The sequence below is a fragment of the Phyllobacterium bourgognense genome, assembly GCF_003337575.1.
Classification (GTDB): domain Bacteria; phylum Pseudomonadota; class Alphaproteobacteria; order Rhizobiales; family Rhizobiaceae; genus Phyllobacterium; species Phyllobacterium bourgognense.
Map to the genome: position 1 here is coordinate 66,802 of NZ_QPJM01000004.1, position 19,772 is coordinate 86,573.

Annotated in this window: 24 protein-coding genes and 1 pseudogene; 9 read left to right on the forward strand and 16 right to left on the reverse strand. The window is 57.8% G+C overall.

From position 1 onward, the window contains the following. Positions 1-216: 216 nt before the first annotated feature. On the reverse strand, positions 217-1,086 hold the full coding sequence (tesB, locus tag C7476_RS09060) for an acyl-CoA thioesterase II (protein WP_114429610.1): 870 nt from the start codon (positions 1,084-1,086) through the stop codon (positions 217-219). Between the two features lie 90 nt (positions 1,087-1,176). Here tesB and C7476_RS09065 point away from each other — a divergent pair, with 90 nt between their 5' ends. Then, on the forward strand, positions 1,177-2,406 hold the full coding sequence (locus tag C7476_RS09065; RefSeq protein ID WP_114429612.1) for a ubiquinone biosynthesis hydroxylase: 1,230 nt from the start codon (positions 1,177-1,179) through the stop codon (positions 2,404-2,406). Here the strand turns inward: C7476_RS09065 and C7476_RS09070 are convergent. Then, complete coding sequence (locus C7476_RS09070; RefSeq protein ID WP_245426248.1) at positions 2,403-3,443, reverse strand: aldo/keto reductase; 1,041 nt, start codon at positions 3,441-3,443, stop codon at positions 2,403-2,405. The genes C7476_RS09065 and C7476_RS09070 overlap by 4 nt on opposite strands. A gap of 27 nt (positions 3,444-3,470) precedes the next feature. Further along, positions 3,471-3,995 carry a hypothetical protein gene (locus tag C7476_RS09075; RefSeq protein WP_114429613.1) on the reverse strand — a complete coding sequence of 175 codons (525 nt, stop codon included), beginning with the start codon at positions 3,993-3,995 and terminating at the stop codon, positions 3,471-3,473. A 182-nt stretch (positions 3,996-4,177) separates the two neighbouring features. Between C7476_RS09075 and C7476_RS09080 the strand changes: the two genes are divergently transcribed. Continuing rightward, on the forward strand, positions 4,178-4,606 hold the full coding sequence (locus C7476_RS09080) for an OsmC family protein (protein WP_112525084.1): 429 nt from the start codon (positions 4,178-4,180) through the stop codon (positions 4,604-4,606). Positions 4,607-4,687: 81 nt separating this feature from the next. Beyond that, a complete protein-coding gene (locus C7476_RS09085; protein ID WP_114429615.1) occupies positions 4,688-5,062 on the forward strand; it encodes a YkvA family protein in 375 nt (124 codons plus the stop codon). A 21-nt stretch (positions 5,063-5,083) separates the two neighbouring features. On the opposite strand, the pseudogene C7476_RS09090 reads toward C7476_RS09085, so the two are convergent. The 7 genes and pseudogenes from C7476_RS09090 to C7476_RS09120 all read right to left on the reverse strand — a co-directional run. Continuing rightward, a pseudogene (locus C7476_RS09090) lies at positions 5,084-5,248 on the reverse strand (succinate dehydrogenase iron-sulfur subunit); the annotation flags it as partial. Positions 5,249-5,342: 94 nt separating this feature from the next. Further along, on the reverse strand, positions 5,343-5,741 hold the full coding sequence (locus tag C7476_RS27830) for a cell envelope integrity TolA family protein (RefSeq protein WP_147274638.1): 399 nt from the start codon (positions 5,739-5,741) through the stop codon (positions 5,343-5,345). A gap of 22 nt (positions 5,742-5,763) precedes the next feature. After that, the gene (locus tag C7476_RS09100; protein ID WP_112525080.1) at positions 5,764-6,543 is read right to left on the reverse strand and encodes a succinate dehydrogenase iron-sulfur subunit; all 780 of its coding nucleotides are present in this window, start codon (positions 6,541-6,543) and stop codon (positions 5,764-5,766) included. Positions 6,544-6,618: 75 nt separating this feature from the next. Further along, positions 6,619-8,439, reverse strand: coding sequence for a succinate dehydrogenase flavoprotein subunit (sdhA, locus tag C7476_RS09105; RefSeq protein ID WP_114429618.1), 1,821 nt, complete (start codon positions 8,437-8,439; stop codon positions 6,619-6,621). 8 nt (positions 8,440-8,447) lie between these two features. Continuing rightward, complete coding sequence (gene sdhD, locus C7476_RS09110) at positions 8,448-8,831, reverse strand: succinate dehydrogenase, hydrophobic membrane anchor protein (protein ID WP_114429620.1); 384 nt, start codon at positions 8,829-8,831, stop codon at positions 8,448-8,450. 10 nt (positions 8,832-8,841) lie between these two features. After that, positions 8,842-9,240: a succinate dehydrogenase, cytochrome b556 subunit gene (gene sdhC / locus C7476_RS09115; RefSeq protein WP_114429622.1), complete on the reverse strand. Its 399-nt coding sequence runs from the start codon at positions 9,238-9,240 to the stop codon at positions 8,842-8,844. Positions 9,241-9,871: 631 nt separating this feature from the next. Continuing rightward, positions 9,872-10,345, reverse strand: coding sequence for a GNAT family N-acetyltransferase (locus C7476_RS09120; protein ID WP_114429624.1), 474 nt, complete (start codon positions 10,343-10,345; stop codon positions 9,872-9,874). 187 nt (positions 10,346-10,532) lie between these two features. Between C7476_RS09120 and C7476_RS09125 the strand changes: the two genes are divergently transcribed. The 5 genes from C7476_RS09125 to queF all read left to right on the forward strand — a co-directional run bounded on the left by C7476_RS09125 (position 10,533) and on the right by queF (position 13,326). Then, positions 10,533-10,937, forward strand: a complete 405-nt coding sequence (locus C7476_RS09125) for a hypothetical protein (protein ID WP_114429626.1) — start codon at positions 10,533-10,535, stop codon at positions 10,935-10,937. A gap of 80 nt (positions 10,938-11,017) precedes the next feature. After that, a complete protein-coding gene (gene queC, locus C7476_RS09130) occupies positions 11,018-11,728 on the forward strand; it encodes a 7-cyano-7-deazaguanine synthase QueC (RefSeq protein WP_114429628.1) in 711 nt (236 codons plus the stop codon). Then, on the forward strand, positions 11,725-12,378 hold the full coding sequence (gene queE / locus C7476_RS09135; RefSeq protein WP_114429629.1) for a 7-carboxy-7-deazaguanine synthase: 654 nt from the start codon (positions 11,725-11,727) through the stop codon (positions 12,376-12,378). Before queC ends, queE begins: the two co-directional genes overlap by 4 nt. Positions 12,379-12,484: 106 nt before the next feature. After that, positions 12,485-12,871 carry a 6-pyruvoyl trahydropterin synthase family protein gene (locus C7476_RS09140; protein ID WP_114429631.1) on the forward strand — a complete coding sequence of 129 codons (387 nt, stop codon included), beginning with the start codon at positions 12,485-12,487 and terminating at the stop codon, positions 12,869-12,871. Further along, the gene (gene queF / locus C7476_RS09145; protein WP_114429633.1) at positions 12,868-13,326 is read left to right on the forward strand and encodes a preQ(1) synthase; all 459 of its coding nucleotides are present in this window, start codon (positions 12,868-12,870) and stop codon (positions 13,324-13,326) included. The genes C7476_RS09140 and queF overlap by 4 nt, the downstream gene beginning before the upstream one ends. Positions 13,327-13,384: 58 nt before the next feature. On the opposite strand, the gene leuC is transcribed toward queF, so the two are convergent. The 6 genes from leuC to rimM all read right to left on the reverse strand — a co-directional run bounded on the left by leuC (position 13,385) and on the right by rimM (position 18,673). Beyond that, positions 13,385-14,794 (reverse strand): 3-isopropylmalate dehydratase large subunit, encoded by a 1,410-nt coding sequence (gene leuC / locus C7476_RS09150; protein ID WP_114429634.1) that lies wholly within the window; start codon positions 14,792-14,794, stop codon positions 13,385-13,387. Between the two features lie 119 nt (positions 14,795-14,913). After that, a complete protein-coding gene (locus C7476_RS09155) occupies positions 14,914-15,657 on the reverse strand; it encodes an amino acid ABC transporter permease (protein WP_245426261.1) in 744 nt (247 codons plus the stop codon). Positions 15,658-15,737: 80 nt separating this feature from the next. Then, positions 15,738-16,532, reverse strand: coding sequence for a basic amino acid ABC transporter substrate-binding protein (locus C7476_RS09160; RefSeq protein WP_114429637.1), 795 nt, complete (start codon positions 16,530-16,532; stop codon positions 15,738-15,740). 171 nt (positions 16,533-16,703) lie between these two features. Then, complete coding sequence (gene rplS / locus C7476_RS09165) at positions 16,704-17,156, reverse strand: 50S ribosomal protein L19 (protein WP_112525226.1); 453 nt, start codon at positions 17,154-17,156, stop codon at positions 16,704-16,706. 213 nt (positions 17,157-17,369) lie between these two features. Next, positions 17,370-18,095, reverse strand: a complete 726-nt coding sequence (gene trmD / locus C7476_RS09170) for a tRNA (guanosine(37)-N1)-methyltransferase TrmD (protein ID WP_114429638.1) — start codon at positions 18,093-18,095, stop codon at positions 17,370-17,372. Next, on the reverse strand, positions 18,092-18,673 hold the full coding sequence (rimM, locus tag C7476_RS09175) for a ribosome maturation factor RimM (RefSeq protein ID WP_114429639.1): 582 nt from the start codon (positions 18,671-18,673) through the stop codon (positions 18,092-18,094). The genes trmD and rimM overlap by 4 nt, the downstream gene beginning before the upstream one ends. A 124-nt stretch (positions 18,674-18,797) precedes the next feature. On the opposite strand from rimM, the gene C7476_RS09180 reads away from it, so the two are divergent. Beyond that, complete coding sequence (locus C7476_RS09180) at positions 18,798-19,754, forward strand: tyrosine recombinase XerC (protein ID WP_114429640.1); 957 nt, start codon at positions 18,798-18,800, stop codon at positions 19,752-19,754. Positions 19,755-19,772 lie beyond the last annotated feature (18 nt).

Consider the following 19,772-nt stretch of genomic DNA (forward strand, 5'->3'; position numbering starts at 1 on the left):
ATTACTCGAAAGGCTTCACATCCGCGTTGAACCCATCGCCTAAAGCCGCTTGCGGCAATCGGTGACTGCTAAGGAGTATTCAAGTTCCATGCCAGACTCGAAATATAACGCCAAGTTATTGATTATAAATGTATATTTTTAACAATTGGCAGCATGCCTGCGTGACTCTAAGCAACATGCCTAAAATTTAGGCAAACTCAATGGTCTTTAAAAACGTCACGCCTCGGAATGCACACGAATTAGGCCTTCCTGTGCTGTCGAGGCAATCAATATGCCATCACGGCTATAGATTGCACCACGATTAAAGCCACGCGCTCCGGATGTACTGGGGCTGTCTGCCGTATAAAGCAGCCAATCGTCGAAACGGCAGGGACGATGAAACCACATGGCGTGGTCGAGACTGGCGACCTGCAGGTCGCGATCGAAAATCGATCTCCCATGCGCATAGAGCGAGGTATCGAGCAGCGTCATGTCCGACAGGTAGGCCAGCACCGCCGCCTGCACGGCGCGATCATCCGGCACAGGACCTGTGGTCTTGATCCACACGTTCTGCTCGGGCGGCAGCTTCTCGCGCGAGAAATAATGGGCGAGCGACAGAGGCTTCATCTCGATGGGCCGGTCCTGCTCCCAGTACTTGCGGATAGCGGCAGGCGCATTCTGCAGATATTGCTCTTTCAGGTCGCGGTCGCTGATGAGATTTTCCGGTTCGGTGACGTCGAGCGGTTTGGGCTTTTGATGTTCAAGCCCCTCCTCCTCGATCTGGAAGGAGGCTTCCAGCGAAAAGATCGCGTGGCCGTGCTGGATACCGACAACGCGCCGCGTGGTGAAGCTCGAACCGTCGCGAATACGATCGACCTCGTAGATGATCGGCACTTTCGGATCGCCGGCGCGCATGAAATAGCCGTGCAGCGAATGCACATGACGCAGAGGATCGACGGTGCGCTGTGCTGCGACCAATGCCTGGCCGATGACCTGGCCGCCGAAGACGCGTTGCCAGCCGGACTGCGGGCTGCGACCTCGAAACAGGTTGTGTTCAAGCATCTCAAGGTCGAGTATGGACAAAAGCTCATTCATGGCGTCAGACATGATCGAAGTCTCCCGTTCGCGCGTCCAACGCTTGCAACAGGAACAGCAGCACAAGTCAAGCGCCGCACAATTGCAACCCGGAGGCAAATCATGGTTGAACGAAGCTCCCCGCAAGACATCACCATCGCCGGCGCAGGCTATGTCGGCCTTGCGACAGCGGTCGCGCTGAAATCATCGGCGCCGCACCTTGCCGTCACGGTTATCGACGCCGCGCCCGCCGGCGTCTGGCGTAACGATACGCGCGCGTCGGCTATCGCCGCCGCCGCAAGCCGCATGCTGGACCGCCTCGGATGCTGGGAGGCGATCCTTCCCGAAGCGCAACCCATTACCGAGATGATCGTCACCGATTCGCGCACGTCCGATCCCGTACGGCCGGTGTTCTTGACCTTCAACGGCGAAGTCGAGCCGGGCGAGCCGTTCGCGCATATGGTCGAGAACCGCGTCCTCAACGCATCGTTGCGCAAGAAGGCGGAAGAACTTGGCGTAACCTTCATCGAAGGCGCGCCGGTGAACGGTTTCGAACATGGCGAGGCACATCTGACGGTCCGTTATTCAGATAACAAGAGCTTGCGCACCCGGCTGCTGATCGCGGCCGACGGCGTCAAATCCCGCCTGCGCGAGATGGCCGGCATCAAGGTCGTGAACTGGGAATACGGCCAGTCAGGCATCGTTTGCACCGTCACCCATGAGCGCCCGCATCATGGCCGGGCCGAGGAACACTTCTTGCCGGCAGGCCCCTTTGCGGTGCTGCCGCTCAAAGGAAACCGTTCATCGCTGGTCTGGACAGAACGGACCGCAGATGCAGAGCGCCTGATCAACGAGGATGATTTCGTTTTTGAAGCCGAACTCGAACAACGCTTTGGCCTGAAACTCGGTGAAGTACACGTGGAAGGCGCGCGTAAAGCCTTTCCGCTCGGTCTTACGCTTGCTCGGGATTTCGTCAAGCCGCGCTTCGCGCTGGTGGGCGATGCAGCGCACGGCATCCACCCGATCGCCGGGCAAGGTCTCAATCTCGGCTTCAAAGATGCGGCAGCGTTGGCGGAAACCATCGTCGATGCCGATCGGCTCGGGCTCGACATCGGTTCGGTAGCGGTGCTCGAGCGCTACCAGACCTGGCGCCGCTTCGACACGGTGCAGATGGGCGTCACAACGGACGTTTTGAACCGGCTGTTTTCCAACGACAACGTACCGGTCCGGGCGCTGCGCGATTTCGGTCTCGGCCTTGTCGAACGGATGCCGCGGCTCAAGGGATTCTTCATCCGCCAGGCCGCGGGACTATCGACGACAGCGCCGAAACTGCTGCAGGGCCAGCCGATCTAGAGCGGGCGTGGATATTTGCGGTAGATCGCGTTTATCTCCTTGAGGAGTTCCGGTGGCAGCGTGATCTGGCTTGCCCATATATCGGTCTTCAACTGCTCCATTGATGTTGCACCGATGATAACCGAGGTCATGAACGGCCGCGTCAGCGCGAAAGCGATCGCCATCTGCGCCACATCGAGATTGTGCTTGCGGGCGAGTTCAATATAAGCGCGAACCGCAGGCGCGGAGTGTTCATTGTTGCGCCACAGACCGCCCGGCTGAATCGAGCCACGTGTGCCCGCCGGCGTTTTCCCGTCGAGATATTTGCCGGTCAGTACACCGGAAGCCAGCGACGAATAGGCGAGAAGGCCGACATCCTCATGATGGCTGAGTTCGGCAAGATCGAGATCGAAAACGCGCTGGATAAGGCTGTATTCGTTCTGCACCGAAGCAACGCGGGGCAGATCGTGACGCTCGGAAAGCTTGAGCCATTGACCGATGCCCCAGGCCGTTTCGTTGGAAAGGCCGATGTGACGGATCTTGCCTTCCTTGACCATATCGCCAAGCCCTTGCAGAGCCTCTTCGATCTGGGCGACGACCTGCGACTTGTCCTGGTTCTGCGGCGCATACTGCCATGCGGTACCGAAATGATAATGACCGCGGGCGGCATAGTGGACCTGATAGAGATCGATATAGTCGGTCTGCAGACGCTTCAGACTGCCTTCCACCGCCTCACGCACGGTCTGGCGATCAGGTGGAGTTCCATTGCGGATCCAGCTATTGCCGCCGCCGGAAATCTTCGACGCCAATACGAACTTGTCGCGCTTGCCGGTTTTCTTGAACCACGTGCCGATATAACTTTCGGTTTTGCCGTAGGTGTCCGCGCTCGACGGAATTGCATAGACTTCCGCCGTATCCATGAAATTGATACCCGCATCCAGCGCATAGTCGATCTGGCTGTGTGCATCGGCTTCGGTGTTCTGTACGCCCCAGGTCATGGTGCCGAGGCAAATTTCAGTGACGACGATATCGGTCCTGCCGAGTTTCTTCAGTTTCACGGGATTTTCCTGTTTGATCTTGGTTGATCAGTCGACTTGGAGGCCAAGCCTCTGCTTTAGCTTTCTGACACGCTGGCCGTAATGATGGGAGACAGGGACGGCAGCAGCGGCCGCCCCTACCATATCAATCAATTCGCACTTTTCCAGTTCGTTAAGCTGCTGGCGCAGAAACGGGGAGGTTTTTTCGATGACAGTTGCGGTATCGCCGACCTGGCTGAAAGCCCATTTCGCATAGATCATCGCCTCGTCCGCCTTTTTGGGACTGCTGATATGAAGGACCACACTCCTTACGGCATCGAAATGACCATCCGTAATCAGAGTATCTTCGGCGATGATCGCAAAGATCAATGTCGCTGCGGCAAGAACCGGGTCCTCAATCGCAGTCAGCGGCGAATGCTCTGCCTGCAAGCGTATTTTCCTGCGTCGGAAATATCCGCGCAGGCGCCCGGCGCCGTCTAGGACATCACCCGCCGCTTCATTCAGTATCTTCAACCTGTACCACCAGAAGAGGCCGCCGCCGAGGAGCCCGAGAACTGCCAGAATAATATGCATGATTAAAATCCCCCTATGAAAAACTCCAGTTTAGAGGGAGGGAAATCGATCCGTAAATTAGGCGATGGAATAATACGGTGCCATGGATATGATACGGAACTATGCTAGCACGGAACCGTTATCGCCAAGCCTGATCACGGCGCACCACACGTCTTGCAATAACTTCAACGAGGGAGATAGAAATGGACAGACAAGCAACAGCAATCTGGAAAGGCGCGCTGAAAGATGGCCAAGGTACGCTCGACACCCAAAGCGGCGCGTTGAAAGGTCTTCCCTACAATTTCAAGGCCCGTTTCGAGGACGCAAGCGGCACTTCCGGTACCAATCCTGAGGAACTGCTAGGCGCAGCCCACGCGGGTTGTTTTGCCATGCAGCTTTCACACTTCCTTGCGGAGAACGGCACCCCGGCGGAAAAGCTCGAGGCAAAGGCGGTCGTGACGCTTGACCCGGCCAAGGGCGCGATCACCAAAAGCGCACTGACGCTGGTCGGCAATGTTCCGGGTATCGACGCTGCGACTTTCAGTGAGCTTGCCAACAAAGCCAAGGCCAACTGCCCCGTGTCAAAGGCGCTCGGCGCGATCGAACTTACTCTGGATGCCAGGCTGGCTTGATTGTCAGGCAGCCAACCGAATGATCTGCGGGCGCTCTGGCGCCCGTTATTGTGTATGGCGATAGGCCGGATCACTTAACTTATGATTGCATCGCTCAAACAGTGGGCGCGGACTATCAAACGCGATGTCGTTGCGCTCTGGCTCGCCGCGCGTGATCCGCGTGTTCCGTGGTATGCGAAAGCAGTCGCCGGGGCCGTTGCCGCCTATGCTCTGAGTCCTATCGATCTTATACCGGACTTCATTCCGATCATCGGCTACCTGGACGATCTCATCATAGTACCGCTTGGCATCATGCTGGCGGTCAAACTTGTGCCTGACGATCTCATGCAGGAACTCCGGGACGAGGCCACGCGCCGCGCCAGACCGGCGAGCAAGGAGGGGCTGATCTTTGTGGTGCTGGTCTGGACGCTGGCGGCTATCGCGTTGCTGTGGGTTTTCTGGCCGAATTCTGCCTAGCTTCCTTCGGCGACCGCGGCGTCAAACCCGCCGCTCCACCATCATCTTCTTGATCTCGGCGATTGCTTTGGCGGGATTAAGACCTTTCGGGCAAGCCTGCGCGCAGTTCATGATCGTATGGCAGCGATAGAGCCGGAACGGATCTTCCAGATTGTCCAGACGCTCGCCCGTTGCTTCGTCGAGGCTGGTGCGCATAATCATGCACAGGCGACAGAGAGCAGGGTGCTTCAGGCAAATGGACCGAACTCTCCAACCTCAAAGCTCGCCTGCAAAACCCATTCTATTGGTTCTCAGTTCCAAGATGGAAGACCACCTCGACATCTTTCCAATTTTCATATTTTTCCGGAGGAAGTTTATACGGTGCAGCACGGAGTACGGAACGGCGAACGCTGGCAATTGCCGCTCTCTGCATCGCGGGCGGAGCCCCACTGGCAGATATGTTCAGTTGCCCTTCGATTTCGCCCTTTCGATCAAGATGAAATTTGACCGTCACGGTGAAATCTGGAGACGCGTCTAAATCCACAGGACGCGCCCAGTTAGATTCAATACTCCGTTGTATCTGACTCAGGATATTCTCTGAGGGGCCTGCCGATGCTTGCGAAGGGCCCGCTACAACTGTGAAAATCATGATTGATGAGAAAATACTGACCTTGCCAAAAACTCTATCAAAATAGCGCAAAATATAAGCTCCTACGTTAAAATCAAACCCGGCGCTCCACCATCATCTTCTTGATTTCGGCAATTGCCTTGGCAGGGTTAAGACCCTTCGGGCAAGCCTGCGCGCAGTTCATGATCGTGTGGCAGCGATAGAGCCGGAAAGGGTCTTCCAGATTGTCCAGACGCTCGCCCGTTGCTTCGTCACGGCTATCGATCAGCCAGCGATAGGCTTGGAGCAGAACAGCCGGGCCGAGATAGCGATCACCATTCCACCAGTAGCTTGGGCATGAGGTCGAGCAGCAGGCGCACAGGATGCACTCGTAAAGGCCATCGAGCTTGGCGCGGTCCTCGTGACTCTGCAGCCATTCCTTGGCCGGCTCAGGTGAGACCGTCTTCAGCCACGGCTCGATCGAACGATGCTGCGCGTAGAAATTGGAGAGGTCCGGCACCAGATCCTTGACGACGGGCAGATGCGGCAGCGGATAGATCTTCACAGCGCCCTTGATCTCGTCCATGCCCTTGGTGCAGGCGAGCGTATTGGTGCCATCGATGTTCATGGCGCAGGAGCCGCAAATGCCCTCACGGCACGACCGGCGCAATGTCAGTGTCGGATCGATCTTGTTCTTGATCCACAACAGACCATCGAGCACCATGGGCCCGCAGTCATCCAGATCGACATAATAGGTATCGATACGCGGATTTTCGCCATCGTCCGGCGACCAGCGGTAAATCCGGTACTCGCGCAGATTGTTTGCGCCCTGCGGACGATCCCATGTCTTGCCGGGACGCATCTGCGAGTTCTTGGGAAGTGCAAGTTCAACCATAATATCCTGGTCTCTCTATTTGTTCTGTCGCAACCCCTGACGGAAAACCGGTACCCACTTTTCCCGGGATTGCTTTTAGTACACACGCGCTTTCGGCGCGATCTTGGCGAGGCTGATGCCGCCATCCTCTTCCTTGAGCAGCGGCTCGAGGTGAACAGGACGATAACCCAGCGTGACCTTTCCATCCGGCGCCAGCCAGGCAAGGCTGTGCTTGCGCCAGTTGACATCATCGCGGTTGGGGAAATCCTCGTGCGCATGGGCGCCGCGGCTTTCCTTGCGCGCCTCGGCGGCAACGACTGTGGTGATGGCATTGGCCATGAGGTTTTCGAGTTCGAGCGTTTCCACCAGATCGGAATTCCAGATCATCGAACGATCCGTAACTTTCACATCCGGTAGCTCGTTCCAGATCTGCTCCATGCGGTTCACGCCCGACTTCAGCGATTCCGAAGTGCGGAACACTGCCGCATCTTCCTGCATGGTCTTTTGCATCTTTTCGCGCAACGCAGCGGTCGGAATTCCGCCATTGGCATGACGCAGGCGGTCGAAGCGATCCATGATCTTCGTGACCGAAGCCTCATTGATGTCCGGGATCTTGGCGTTACGGTCGATTACCTGTCCGGCGCGGATCGCAGCGGCACGACCGAACACCACAAGGTCGATCAGCGAATTGGAGCCGAGACGATTGGCGCCATGCACCGAGGCGCAACCCGCCTCGCCCACAGCCATCAGACCGGGCTGGATCCGGTCCGGATCTTCCTTGGTCGGATTGAGCGCTTCACCCCAATAATTGGTCGGGATGCCCCCCATATTGTAGTGAACCGTCGGAATGACCGGGATCGGCTCCTTGGTGAGATCGACGCCGGCAAAAATCTTCGCCGATTCCGAAATGCCTGGCAGCCGCTCGTGCAGGACGGCCGGATCGAGGTGATCAAGATGCAGGAAGATGTGATCCTTGTTCTTGCCGACGCCGCGCCCTTCGCGGATCTCCAGCGTCATGCAGCGTGAAACCACGTCGCGCGACGCCAGATCCTTGGCGGAGGGTGCATAGCGCTCCATGAAACGCTCGCCTTCAGAATTGACGAGGTAACCGCCCTCGCCGCGCGCACCTTCCGTGATCAGACAGCCGGCGCCATAAATACCAGTCGGGTGGAACTGGACGAATTCCATGTCCTGCAAGGGCAAACCCGTGCGCGCAACCATGCCGCCGCCATCGCCGGTGCAGGTATGCGCCGACGTTGCGGAGAAGTATGAGCGGCCATAGCCGCCCGTTGCCATAACCACCATCTTGGCGGCAAAGCGGTGGATCGTGCCATCGTCGAGGTTCCAGGCGACAACGCCGGTGATAGTGCCCTCTTCATCCTGGATGAGATCGAGCGCGAAATACTCGATGAAGAACTGCGCATTGTGGCGCAGGCTCTGACCATAGAGCGTGTGCAGGATGGCGTGGCCTGTGCGATCGGCCGCCGCGCAGGTGCGCTGCACCGGCGGACCATCGCCATAATTCATCATGTGGCCGCCGAAGGGGCGCTGGTAGATCTTGCCCTCTTCGGTGCGCGAGAACGGCACGCCGTAGTGTTCGAGCTCGTAGACGGCGGCCGGCGCTTCCCGCACCAGATATTCCATGGCGTCCGTATCGCCAAGCCAGTCCGAACCCTTGACGGTGTCATACATGTGCCACTGCCAGGAATCGGCACCCATATTGCTAAGCGAGGCAGCGATGCCGCCCTGCGCTGCAACCGTATGTGAGCGGGTGGGGAAAACCTTGGTAATGCAGGCTGTCTTCAGGCCCTGCTCCGCCATGCCGAGCGTGGCGCGCAGGCCCGCGCCACCCGCGCCGACGACGACCACATCGAACTTGTGGTCGACGAACTTATAGGCTTTATCTGTTGGTGCCATAGTAGAGTTTAAACTCCAAAGCTCAGCTTGAGGATCGCAAAGATGCACACGATACCGACGCCAAGAGCGAAGAAGGTATTGAGCATCAAAAGCACGACCTTCGCACCTTCACCGTGTACATAATCTTCAATGATGACCTGCATGCCGAGACGCATGTGATAGAGACCGGAGATGATCACCATCAACAGCACAAGGGCAGTCAGCGGATGGGACAGGGCGGCCCTTGTCTCGACATAGCCTGCGCCATGCAGGGACAGAATCAGCCCGATGAAGAACAGGATCAGCGGAATATTCGACATCGCAGTCAGGCGCTGACGCCAGAAATGTTCCGTGCCTTCTTTTGCAGAACCAAGTCCGCGAACCTTCTTAAGCGGCGTGCGCATATCGCTCATATCCGCCTCCTCAAGCTATCGTAAATGCGGCGATCCAGACCAGGATCGTCAATGCGACGGAAAGAACGAGCGAACCCCAGGCCATCTTCGTGGTCGTGTCCTTCTCGAGGCCGCGGCCGGTATCCCAGATCAGGTGGCGTATGCCGCCGATCATGTGATGAATAAGCGCCCAGGTGTAACCGAGCAGAACCAGAAGGCCGATCCATGAACCATAGACCATGTTGACGATGTCGAACTGCCGCTCGCTTGTCGCCGTTGCGATCAGCCACCAGGCGACCAGCAGCGTGCCGACATAAAGCGCCGAGCCGGTGATGCGGTGGACGATCGACATGACCATGGTTGGAATTGGTTTGTAGATTTGCAAATGCGGCGACAGCGGCCGATTGGCTGTAGAGCGAGATTGGGTCATATTGATGCGTTCTGCCGGATGGAATTTGGTTCAAGGTCGAGGGGTTTGGCGAGGCCGATGTTTTTCCATCGGACGAGGCCGAAGTCCGAAGGATTTGGACCAAATTCGCCCGGCCCTTCGGGTTTCCGGCTGGCGGCCAACCACGTTGTCAGGCGGCATCGGACGATGGAAGCACATCGCCCTCGCCACCTTCCTAGTGGATTGTCTCGCCATCCGAGAAACAGAACGTCGTCAATATGACCCGATCTCGCTCTAAGATTTGTCTTGCTCATAGCGTCCCCGAGGGTAGCGCCACATCTGGTTAGACGGGCAGGGCCGAAAGGCTGGATAAAGGCAATTTAGAGGGGTTTTAATCCGGTTTTTGCACTGCGTCAAAGCCCCATTCCGCACCCTCATGCGGCGAATTGGCTTGAATAGCAAGTCAATAAGGTTTTTGCTTAAAATTCAATCGTTTAAAGCGGTAAAAACGCCTGTTTCAGCGGTCAAATCTGGCACGCGTGCCCTGCAAAAATAAATTGCCTGAGTCTCGAACAACGAGACTCAAGACGAGCATTTATACGATAGTCGAACGCGACGGGACGGGTCGTTTGCAGGATATTCATCGTGCGTAACAATCCCGGGTTGCCCCGGGTTACTGATTGCCGAAGCGGATGATGAAACTGGTCCAGTCGGCGGGCGCAGCGACCTGTTCGTAGAGCTTGCGGCCATCTTCCGGCACGCGCGGCGCATTGAGCGAGAGCTTGGTCCAGCCGCGTTCTTCCGCCTTGTCGGCGAGCACGTCGATCAGTGCCTTGGCAATACCTTTGCCGCGATGATCATGGTGCACATAGATATGATCGACCTGGCCGGCGCGCATGCCGGACACGGGTTCGGGCAGATCGTAGAAAATGACGAAGCCGACGAGAACCCCATCGAGCCGGGCGCCAGCGATTTCCGCCGTGCGATCCCGCAACAGGTTCTCGGCGTAATAATCGTCCGGACGGCGCGGTGCGCCCCGCTTCAGGGCCTGGGCATAACTGGCAAGGAGAGGCGCGAACTCATGGGCATGGCTGAGATGCAGCAAGGAAATGTCGATGGCGTGCTCGTCCGCGCTTTTCTTGGTCATGGTCGCATCTGTCCCTTCATGGCTGCCTCGGCAGGGTGTTCTTATACATCGGAGGATTGGTTGATTGCGGTCAGCACGTCAACCTGCACCGGGGATGAAAATCGATTTGATTAGGTTTTGAGCGGATGACAATTGTTAATAAAAGGTTAATCTTCGGTTGACGAAATTCGAGCATCCGAGGTCGGCCATGTTCCAGAACAAGAATCTTGCCTGCTCAGTACTGGTATCGCTTACGCTCGCGATCAGTTCGCAGATTGCGGCGGCAGAAGATTTCAATCCCGGCAATAGCTATGGCGACGAATATGGCAATGTGATCCTGCATGAGGCGGGAGGCCTGAAGATCATCTTTGTGGGTGCCGCTGCAGCGAAATCCGACAAGCTGGGCCGGGCCATTCGGCGGCAGGTGCCAGTCTATAAACGGGGTAAAGGCCCCTCGGTAATCTCCCCAGTCAGCGACCCGCTCGTCGCAGGTGTCGTCCCGGCGCCAAATACCGGCGGTTGCAACAGCGCGTTTGTCATTCAAGGACGCGGTTACATGTATGGTGTCGACCGCAACGAAACGCCGGTTCTTGGCAATCCAGGCTGCGAATAGCGCCTCCTCACGTCAAGATTTGATTTGCCTCCGTTAGCTGCGCCCTGTATTGGGGGCCGCTTCATCGAGAGGTAGTAATAATGGCTCGCAGCTCCGACGGCGCACTGGTCCTGTTTTCCGGCGGGCAGGATTCGGCGACTTGCCTCGCCTGGGCACTATCGCGCTTCGACCGCGTTGAAACGGTTGGTTTCGACTATGGCCAGCGGCACCGGATCGAGCTCGAGATGCGCGGGCGATTCCGTAGCGCCCTCGCCGGCAAATTTCCGGATTGGACCGCGCGGCTTGGCGACGATCATATGCTGGACGCAAGCATCATCGGCGAGCTTGGATCGACAGCCATGACTCAGGATATTGCCATCGAGATGGCGGAAAACGGCTTGCCGAATACGTTTGTGCCCGGCCGCAATCTGCTGTTCTTCACACTCGCCGCTGCGCTGGCCTACCGCCGCGGCCTGCGGACAATCGTAGGCGGCATGTGCGAGACCGACTACTCCGGGTATCCCGATTGCCGCGATGACACATTGAAGGCCCAGCAAGTAGCGCTGTCGCTGGGGCTGGACCGCCGCATAACGATCGAAACGCCCTTGATGTGGCTCGACAAGGCCGAGACCTTTGAACTGGCGCAAGATCTCGGCGGCGAAGCTTTGCTGGATCTGGTCGTCGAGCACACCCATACTTGCTATCTCGGCGATCGTTCGCAGCGGCATGAGTGGGGCTATGGCTGTAACAGCTGTCCGGCCTGCGAATTACGTGCGAAAGGGTGGCAGAAGTTCAAGGCGGAGTTCGCATGAGCTACGCCGTCAAGGAAATCTACCTGACCTTGCAGGGCGAAGGCAATCATACGGGCCGCGCCGCCGTGTTTATGCGTTTTGCCGGCTGCAATCTGTGGTCCGGGCTCGAGCGCGACCGCGAAGAGGCGAACTGCAAGTTCTGCGATACGGATTTTATCGGCGTGAATGGTCCGGGCGGCGGCAAGTTTAAAACGGCAGCCGCTCTGGCTGACGCCGTGGCAGCAGCCTGGCCACAAAATGCTGGCGGCAAGCCTTATGTCATCTGCACCGGCGGCGAGCCGCTGCTGCAGCTTGACACGCCATTGATCAAGGCCTTTCACGCGCGCGGTTTCGAAGTAGGTATCGAGACTAATGGCACCATCGCGGCGCCGGCGGAAATTGACTGGATCTGCGTCTCGCCCAAGGCGGCCGCGCCGCTCGTTCAGACCAGCGGCAACGAGCTCAAACTGGTCTATCCGCAAAAGGAAGCCGAGACGCATCCTTCGCGGTTCGAGCAGCTCTCCTTCGAGCATTTCTATCTGCAGCCTCTTGACGTCATCGGTGATCCGGCGCAAACCGCCGCGCATGTGGCATCTGCAGCGGCCTATTGCCTCGCCCATCCGCTTTGGCGGCTGAGCACGCAGACACACAAGATACTGGGTTTGCCTTGAGGTAAGCCCTTTGTTTACAGCAATTCCGGACGCAAAACCGTAGAACACTTTTGCTGGAATTGCTTTTGCGGGCGCCTGTATTGCGCCAATGCGAACGAGGAAAACCATGAGAATCTTCAACGAATTCACGTTTGAAGCGGCGCATCATTTGCCGCACATCTTTCCCGACGGACACATCAATACGCGTCTGCACGGGCACAGCTTTCGCGTTCGCGTGACGCTGGAAGGAAAACCCGATACGAGGACCGGCCTAATCTCCGACCTTGGCGCTGTCAAAAGCGCTTTCGACAGCGCTCACGGCAAACTCGATCATCGCTATCTCAACGAAATCGAAGGGCTTGAAACACCAACGCTTGAAAACATCGCGATGTGGCTGTGGCGGCACTTTGCACTGTCCCTGCCCGGTTTGGCCGAAGTTGGCGTCTACAGGGACACTTGCGGCGAGGGCTGCGAGTATCAGGGCGAGTTCGAGATGGAAAGGAAAGCAGCATGAGTAATTATGCAGAACAGGCGACGATGCTCGGCAAGGATGTGCAAATCCCGCAGCATCCGGATGAGGCCATCCTCGATGCAGTCCCGAACCCGCAGGCCGGAACGCTTTTCCTGGCACGCTTCGCCTGCCCCGAATTCACCTCGCTATGCCCGGTTACCGGCCAACCGGATTTCGGCCATCTGGTTATCGACTACGCGCCGGACCAGACACTGGTGGAGTCCAAATCGCTGAAACTCTTTCTCGGCAGTTTCCGCAATCATGGGGCTTTCCACGAAGACTGCACCGTCGGGATCGGCAAGCGTATTGTCGAAGCGGTCAAGCCGTTGTGGCTGCGCATCGGTGGGTATTGGTATCCACGCGGCGGTATTCCGATCGATGTGTTCTGGCAGACCGGTCCCGTACCGGAAGGCCTATGGCTGCCGGATCAGGGCGTCCCGGCCTATCGGGGGCGGTGATTCGTTTTAAACGGATGGCATCGCTGCTGTGCGTGGTTCGACAGCGATGCCAGCAGAATTATTTCCACTCTCTGATATCTACAAAATGCCCGGCGATTGCCGCGGCGGCTGCCATCGCAGGCGAAACAAGATGCGTGCGGCCCTTGAAGCCCTGCCGGCCTTCGAAGTTACGGTTCGAAGTCGAGGCACAGCGTTCGCCGGGCTTCAGCCGATCATCGTTCATTGCAAGGCACATGGAGCAGCCTGGCTCGCGCCAGTCAAAACCAGCAGCCTTGAAAATCTTGTCGAGCCCCTCGGCTTCCGCCTGTTGCTTGACCAAGCCTGAACCCGGCACGATCATCGCATCGACGGTTGCAGCAACCGTGCGGCCCTCGACGACCTTGGCGACAGCACGAAGATCTTCGATGCGGCCATTGGTGCAAGAGCCGATGAACACACGATCAAGCTTGATATCCGTGATCGGTGTACCGGGCTTCAGGCCCATATAGTCGAGCGCGCGCCACTTCGATGAGCGCTTGGTCTCATCGGGAATCTCATCCGGGTTCGGCACGGCGCCGGTGACGGCAATCACGTCTTCCGGCGAAGAACCCCAGGAAACGATAGGCGGCAGATCGGCTGCGTTCAGAACGACGACCTTGTCGAAATGCGCACCCTCATCGCTCTGGAGCGTTTTCCAGTATTCGAGTGCCTGGTCGAACGCTGCGCCCTTTGGCGCGCGCGGCTTGCCTTTGACATAGGCGAAAGTCGTTTCGTCCGGTGCGATCAGGCCCGCGCGAGCGCCACCTTCGATCGACATATTGCAGATGGTCATGCGGCCTTCCATCGACAGCGCACGAATGGCTTCGCCGGCATATTCGATGACATAACCGGTACCGCCCGCAGTGCCGATCTCGCCGATGATGGCAAGGATGATGTCCTTGGCGGTCACGCCGGCCGGCAGCACGCCATCGACACGCACCAGCATGTTCTTGGCTTTCGACTGGATCAGCGTCTGCGTCGCGAGAACGTGCTCGACTTCCGATGTGCCGATACCATGCGCCAAAGCGCCGAAAGCGCCATGCGTCGAGGTGTGGCTGTCACCACAGACGATCGTCATGCCCGGCAGGGTAAAACCCTGCTCCGGCCCGATAATGTGGACGATGCCCTGACGGATATCCTTCTCCGAATAGTATTCGACGCCGAAATCCAGCGCATTCTTGGCTAGGGCTTCGACCTGGATACGGCTCTCGTTGTTTTCGATACGCTTCGTCCGGTCCGGCGAGGTCGGTATGTTGTGGTCGACGACGGCGAGTGTCTTTTCCGGATGGCGAACCTTGCGGCCAGTGAGGCGAAGACCTTCGAAAGCCTGCGGGCTGGTCACTTCATGGACAAGATGGCGATCGATATAGAGAAGGCATGTGCCGTCCTCCTGACTATCGACCAAATGGTCATCCCATATCTTGTCATAGAGTGTGCGTGGCGCAACCATTGCGGTGTTTCCTCAGACTTTCCGATTATTTCGTGGACATATGCACTCGAGGTCCACTTACGTCAAGAAACAAGCGAAAAAAGTAATAATCCGGCGACAAAGCGCCGCTGTTTCCTGGATTAACGGCGATTCAAACGGCGTTCCAGCCAGCGCAGCCCGAGTGACAGGCTGATTGTCAGAACGAGATATATATAGGCGACGACGGAGTACGTTTCAAAGAAGCGGAACGAGCCCGAGGCATAGACCTTGCCCATCTGCGTGACGTCGACGACGCCCAACACAGAGACAAGCGAAGAATCCTTCACCATCGAGATAAAATCATTGCCGTAAGGCGGCAGGATGGTGCGGATCGCCTGCGGCATGACGATCAGCCGAAACCGTTGAAACCGCTTGAGGCCCAACGCTTTCGCAGCTTCGATCTGCCCCTTGTCCACGGCCTGGATGCCCGCCCGGAAAATCTCGGCGAGAAAGGCCGCATAGGCCAGCATCAACGCGATGATCGCGCGCCAGAGCAGCGAGAAATCACGAACTTGCAATGGATCGAGAATCCCTGCCGCCTGCATCGGCTGCGTCATGAAATTCCACAGCCAGACTGCCGCCGGCGCGCCGACAAAGGCGATATAGAACAGCAGCACCAGCAAGGGGATGCCGCGAACAATCTCGACATAAAACCGCGAGATCTGCCTGACAACGACATGTTCTGAAAGGCTCATCACCGCGAGGAGAAGACCGAAGGCCGACGCGAGGAAGAAGGCCAGCAGCGAAACCCAGACCGTAATCCAGATACCTTGCGAGACCGTCGTGAAGACCTGTCCGTAGATCGGGTTGACGAGAATGGCGATGCCGAGTGCAACGGCAATCATTCCCGTCACAAGCAGCCACCACGGGAAATCATTCTCCTCCGAAGGTCCCCTGCTCTTCGCGTTATCGGGCACTGTCGGGATTACTGCCCGAGCTTGTAGTCGAGGAACCATCTCTTGTTGAGCGCATCGAATGTGCCATCAGCTTTCAGCGCAGCAATGGCTGCATTGACCGGTGCGACGAGGTCCGACCCCTTCGGAAAGATGAAACCGAAATCCTCGGCGCCGAGCGGCCCGCCGATCAGCTTCAACGTACCGCCCGAGGCATCGACATAGCCCTTGCCGGCCGTGCTGTCGGTTAGCACAAGATCGACATCGCCGGTCTTCAGCGCCTGGATGGTCGCGCCGAACGTCTCGAACAGTTTGATGCGCGGGTTCTGCTCGTTGCCGTCCAGCACATTGTATACGGCGACGTAGAAATTGCTGGTACCGGGCTGCGCACCGACGAGCGTATCCTTGGCATCGGCGAAGCTTTTCTGATCGGTGAAGCGGCTCTCGTCGCTGCGCACCAGCATGAACTGCTCCGAACGCATATAGGGTTCTGAGAAATCCACCTTCTGCTTGCGCTCGTCATTGATGGTGATGCCGGTCATGCCAATCTGGTACTGATTGTCGGAAACAGCCTGAATCATCGCATCCCAGCTGGTATTGAGATATTCGACTTTGAAGTTGAGCCGTTTGGCGATCTCGTTCATCGCGTCATATTCCCAGCCGACAGCCTTGCCGGTCTTCGGGTCGACGAATTGCAGGGGCGGATAGGCATTTTCCGTGACGACCGCGACTTTCCTGCCGCCAAGATCGGGCAGCTCCGCGGCCAAGGCAGAAAGCGGCGTCAGGGCGAGTATCAGCCCTGCCAAAAGAACGGATCGCAAGTTCATCTCAAACCCCTGTCACGTGTTTGCGTCGGAAACAGATTTCACCTTGTCATTGGCGCGTCAATCCCCGCAAGCATCTCTGTTCCTTCTGCGCCCGCGCAGGCAGATGAATTTTGCGCGTCAAACAAAAAAGGCGGCCCGAAGACCGCCTTTTTCAAAATGATAGGACCGCGCTTATTCAGCGGCAGGTGCCTTGGCAACAGTTGCTTCCGAGACTGTCTCGGCTGCACCGGTTGCAGGAACGGTTGTCTTGTTCTTGCGGTTGTCTTTCTTCTCGACGATACGGGCCGCCTTACCGGTGAGGCCACGCAGATAGTAAAGCTTGGCACGACGTACCTTACCGCGACGAACGATATCGACGCCTTCAACCAGCGGAGAAATAACCGGGAATACGCGCTCGACGCCTTCGCCATAGGAGATCTTGCGAACCGTGAAGTTCTCGTTGATGCCAGCGCCGTTACGGGCGATGCAAACGCCTTCATAGGCCTGAACGCGGGTACGGGTACCTTCCGTCACGCGGACATTTACACGAACAGTGTCGCCTGGGCGGAAATCCGGGAGTACGCGCTTGGCTTCGATTTTTGCTCTCTGTTCGAGATCGAGCTGACGAATAATATCGACGGTCATCGTCTTCATCCTTTGTTTTTCAAACAGTCAGAGCGCTCGACACTTGAAACACAGCAGCCTGGCCGTATTTCTATGCCTCCGACGAAGCAGGAGCGAATTCACCATTCATTGATTAATGGCCATTGTTAATGGACTTGGGTATTTCCCGAGTTGGCGGGCTGATACACCATAAAACCCGGTTTGTCACGTACACAGACGATTCTTTTTGTCCGCTTATTTCTTTAATAAAGCTCGATGCGCCTGCCAAAGATCCGGCCGACGCTCCTTCGTCAACCGTTCGGCCTCCGAACGCCGCCACTTATCGATAGCGCCGTGATTGCCGGAGAGGAGTACATCGGGAATGCGCCGCCCTTCCCATTCCTGCGGCTTGGTATAGTGCGGATGTTCAAGAAGGCCGGTCTCGAAACTCTCGGTTTCGCCGGACATGACGTTGCCCATCACGCCCGGCAGAAGCCTGACGATCGCATCGAGAATGACGATTGCAGCAGTCTCGCCGCCGGAAAGTATGTAATCTCCGATTGAGATTTCTTCGAAATCCCGGGCCTCGATCAGCCGTTCGTCCACGCCTTCGAAACGTCCGCAGAGCATGATCGCGCCTGGCCCCGCGGCCAGTTCTCGTACACGGGCCTGGGTCAAGGGTTTGCCGCGCGGGCTCATGTAAAGTTTCGGACGCCCATCCGCCACGTGCCCACCTGATACATGATCGATCGCACGGGCGAGAACATCCGCTTTCATGACCATGCCCGCGCCGCCGCCTGCGGGCGTGTCATCGACCATGCGGTGCTTGTCGGTGGTGAAATCGCGGATCTGCACCGTTTCCAGCGACCATGCGCCATCCTGCAAGGCTTTTCCGGCAAGCGAAACCCCAAGCGGTCCCGGAAACATTTCCGGATAAAGCGTCAGCACAGTGGCGCGAAAACCGCCTTCTGCCCCGGTCATGGCTGCTTCTTCCCGCCATCCTCGCCGCCGAGTTGCCGGCGGCGTTCCTCATCTTCGTTCTCGTCGGGAATGAGCCCGGCGGCCGCGGGATCGATAATGATATGACCGGCCTTGATATCCACATGGGGCACCGCGAGCAGCGTGAAAGGGATCAGCATCGAGCGCTTTCCCGGTATGGTCAGCTCGAGCAAATCGCCGCCGCCGAAATCGAACATCGCCGATACCTTGCCATGCTTGTTGCCTTCGGCGTCGATCGCCTCGAGCCCGATCAGGTCCGAATGGTAGTATTCGTCCTCGTCGAGATCCTGCGGCAGCTGCGAGCGATCTATGAACAAAGTCGTGCCATTGAGGGCCTCGGCCATGTTGCGATCGTTCACTCCGCGAAAGCGCACGACGACGACCGTTTTCGCCGGACGGATATCAAGCACCTCGAAAGGCCTGCCGGTCACGTCATAAAGCGGACCGTAATCCGCCAGCGCCATCGGATCGCCGGTGAAGGTTTTCACCCTGAGCTCTCCGCGTGTGCCATGCGCCGCACCGATCACCGCCAACTGCACCGGATCGTTCAACTTCGCCATTGGGCTTCTTCCATCTTGTTCATTCAGCCCGAATTAGAGCAAAGCCGAGGCAAATCCAAGAACGAAACGACTCTGTAAGAAGTCGTGTGGCATCGTCCCGGCATATTAGCCGAGGAGCGATGCCATGGGCGTCCAGCCACAAACCGAACAGTTCCTTGTTTCCGCTCGACCGGATCTGATCGACGCGCGCGAAAACTGGTTGAAATCGCTGAAGAATACTCGGCGGCTGGCAGCGAACACATTGGAAGCCTATGAACGCGACACGCGCCAGTTTTTTCAGTTTCTTACAGGACATCTCGGCGAGCCTCCGGCACTCAAGGACGTAGCGACACTGCGGATCGCCGATTTGCGTTCATTTCTTGCGCGACGGCGCAATGACGGTGCCGGCGCGCGCACACTCGGCCGCGGGCTTGCCGGGATACGTTCATTTCTGCGCTTCCTCGAAAAGCAGGGCATGGCCAACGCTGCTGCTTCGATCGCTATGCGGGCGCCGCGCCAGCCGAAATCCCTGCCCAAGCCGCTGACCATGGTGGATGCACGGCGTGTCGTCGAGAAGGGCGAACAATTGAACGAATTGCCGTGGATCGCCGCGCGCAATGCTGCGGTTCTGACCTTGCTTTACGGCTGCGGATTGCGCATTTCCGAGGCGCTCGGCCTCGATGGCGGCGCATTGACCGATCCGGATGCGCGCTCGATTCTGATTACCGGCAAGGGCGGCAAGACCCGAATGGTGCCATTGCTACCCATCGTGCACCGGGCTGTTGCCGAGTATCGCGCGCTCTGCCCCTACCACCTCGAAGAGGGCAAGCCGCTGTTTCGCGGCGCCCGTGGCGGCGAACTGCATTCGGCCATCATCCAGCGCGATATGCAGAAGATGCGCGGCGCGCTCGGCCTGCCAGACACGGCGACACCGCACGCCTTGCGTCATTCCTTTGCCACGCATTTGCTGGGACGGGGCGGCGATCTGCGCACGATCCAGGAGTTGCTCGGTCACGCCAGCCTGTCGACGACGCAGGTCTATACCGGCGTCGATACGGAGCGATTGATGGAAATTTACGCCAAAGCGCATCCCCGCGCCTGAATACGGACAATTTACCGG

Excerpts from the sequence above, each read along its gene's own strand:
- C7476_RS09125 (WP_114429626.1), top strand. The coding sequence starts at position 10,533 with ATGTTCCAGAACAAGAATCTTGCCTGCTCAGTACTGGTATCGCTTACG.
- sdhA (WP_114429618.1), bottom strand. The coding sequence starts at position 8,439 with ATGGCACCAACAGATAAAGCCTATAAGTTCGTCGACCACAAGTTCGAT.
- trmD (WP_114429638.1), bottom strand. The coding sequence starts at position 18,095 with ATGACCGGGGCAGAAGGCGGTTTTCGCGCCACTGTGCTGACGCTTTAT.
- C7476_RS09085 (WP_114429615.1), top strand. The coding sequence starts at position 4,688 with ATGATTGCATCGCTCAAACAGTGGGCGCGGACTATCAAACGCGATGTC.
- queF (WP_114429633.1), top strand. The coding sequence starts at position 12,868 with ATGAGTAATTATGCAGAACAGGCGACGATGCTCGGCAAGGATGTGCAA.
- C7476_RS09065 (WP_114429612.1), top strand. The coding sequence starts at position 1,177 with ATGGTTGAACGAAGCTCCCCGCAAGACATCACCATCGCCGGCGCAGGC.
- leuC (WP_114429634.1), bottom strand. The coding sequence starts at position 14,794 with ATGGTTGCGCCACGCACACTCTATGACAAGATATGGGATGACCATTTG.
- queC (WP_114429628.1), top strand. The coding sequence starts at position 11,018 with ATGGCTCGCAGCTCCGACGGCGCACTGGTCCTGTTTTCCGGCGGGCAG.
- C7476_RS09120 (WP_114429624.1), bottom strand. The coding sequence starts at position 10,345 with ATGACCAAGAAAAGCGCGGACGAGCACGCCATCGACATTTCCTTGCTG.
- queE (WP_114429629.1), top strand. The coding sequence starts at position 11,725 with ATGAGCTACGCCGTCAAGGAAATCTACCTGACCTTGCAGGGCGAAGGC.
- C7476_RS09160 (WP_114429637.1), bottom strand. The coding sequence starts at position 16,532 with ATGAACTTGCGATCCGTTCTTTTGGCAGGGCTGATACTCGCCCTGACG.
- tesB (WP_114429610.1), bottom strand. The coding sequence starts at position 1,086 with ATGTCTGACGCCATGAATGAGCTTTTGTCCATACTCGACCTTGAGATG.
- sdhD (WP_114429620.1), bottom strand. The coding sequence starts at position 8,831 with ATGAGCGATATGCGCACGCCGCTTAAGAAGGTTCGCGGACTTGGTTCT.
- C7476_RS09180 (WP_114429640.1), top strand. The coding sequence starts at position 18,798 with ATGGGCGTCCAGCCACAAACCGAACAGTTCCTTGTTTCCGCTCGACCG.
- C7476_RS09155 (WP_245426261.1), bottom strand. The coding sequence starts at position 15,657 with ATGATTGCCGTTGCACTCGGCATCGCCATTCTCGTCAACCCGATCTAC.
- C7476_RS09100 (WP_112525080.1), bottom strand. The coding sequence starts at position 6,543 with ATGGTTGAACTTGCACTTCCCAAGAACTCGCAGATGCGTCCCGGCAAG.
- sdhC (WP_114429622.1), bottom strand. The coding sequence starts at position 9,240 with ATGACCCAATCTCGCTCTACAGCCAATCGGCCGCTGTCGCCGCATTTG.
- C7476_RS09140 (WP_114429631.1), top strand. The coding sequence starts at position 12,485 with ATGAGAATCTTCAACGAATTCACGTTTGAAGCGGCGCATCATTTGCCG.
- rimM (WP_114429639.1), bottom strand. The coding sequence starts at position 18,673 with ATGGCGAAGTTGAACGATCCGGTGCAGTTGGCGGTGATCGGTGCGGCG.
- C7476_RS09080 (WP_112525084.1), top strand. The coding sequence starts at position 4,178 with ATGGACAGACAAGCAACAGCAATCTGGAAAGGCGCGCTGAAAGATGGC.
- rplS (WP_112525226.1), bottom strand. The coding sequence starts at position 17,156 with ATGACCGTCGATATTATTCGTCAGCTCGATCTCGAACAGAGAGCAAAA.
- C7476_RS09075 (WP_114429613.1), bottom strand. The coding sequence starts at position 3,995 with ATGCATATTATTCTGGCAGTTCTCGGGCTCCTCGGCGGCGGCCTCTTC.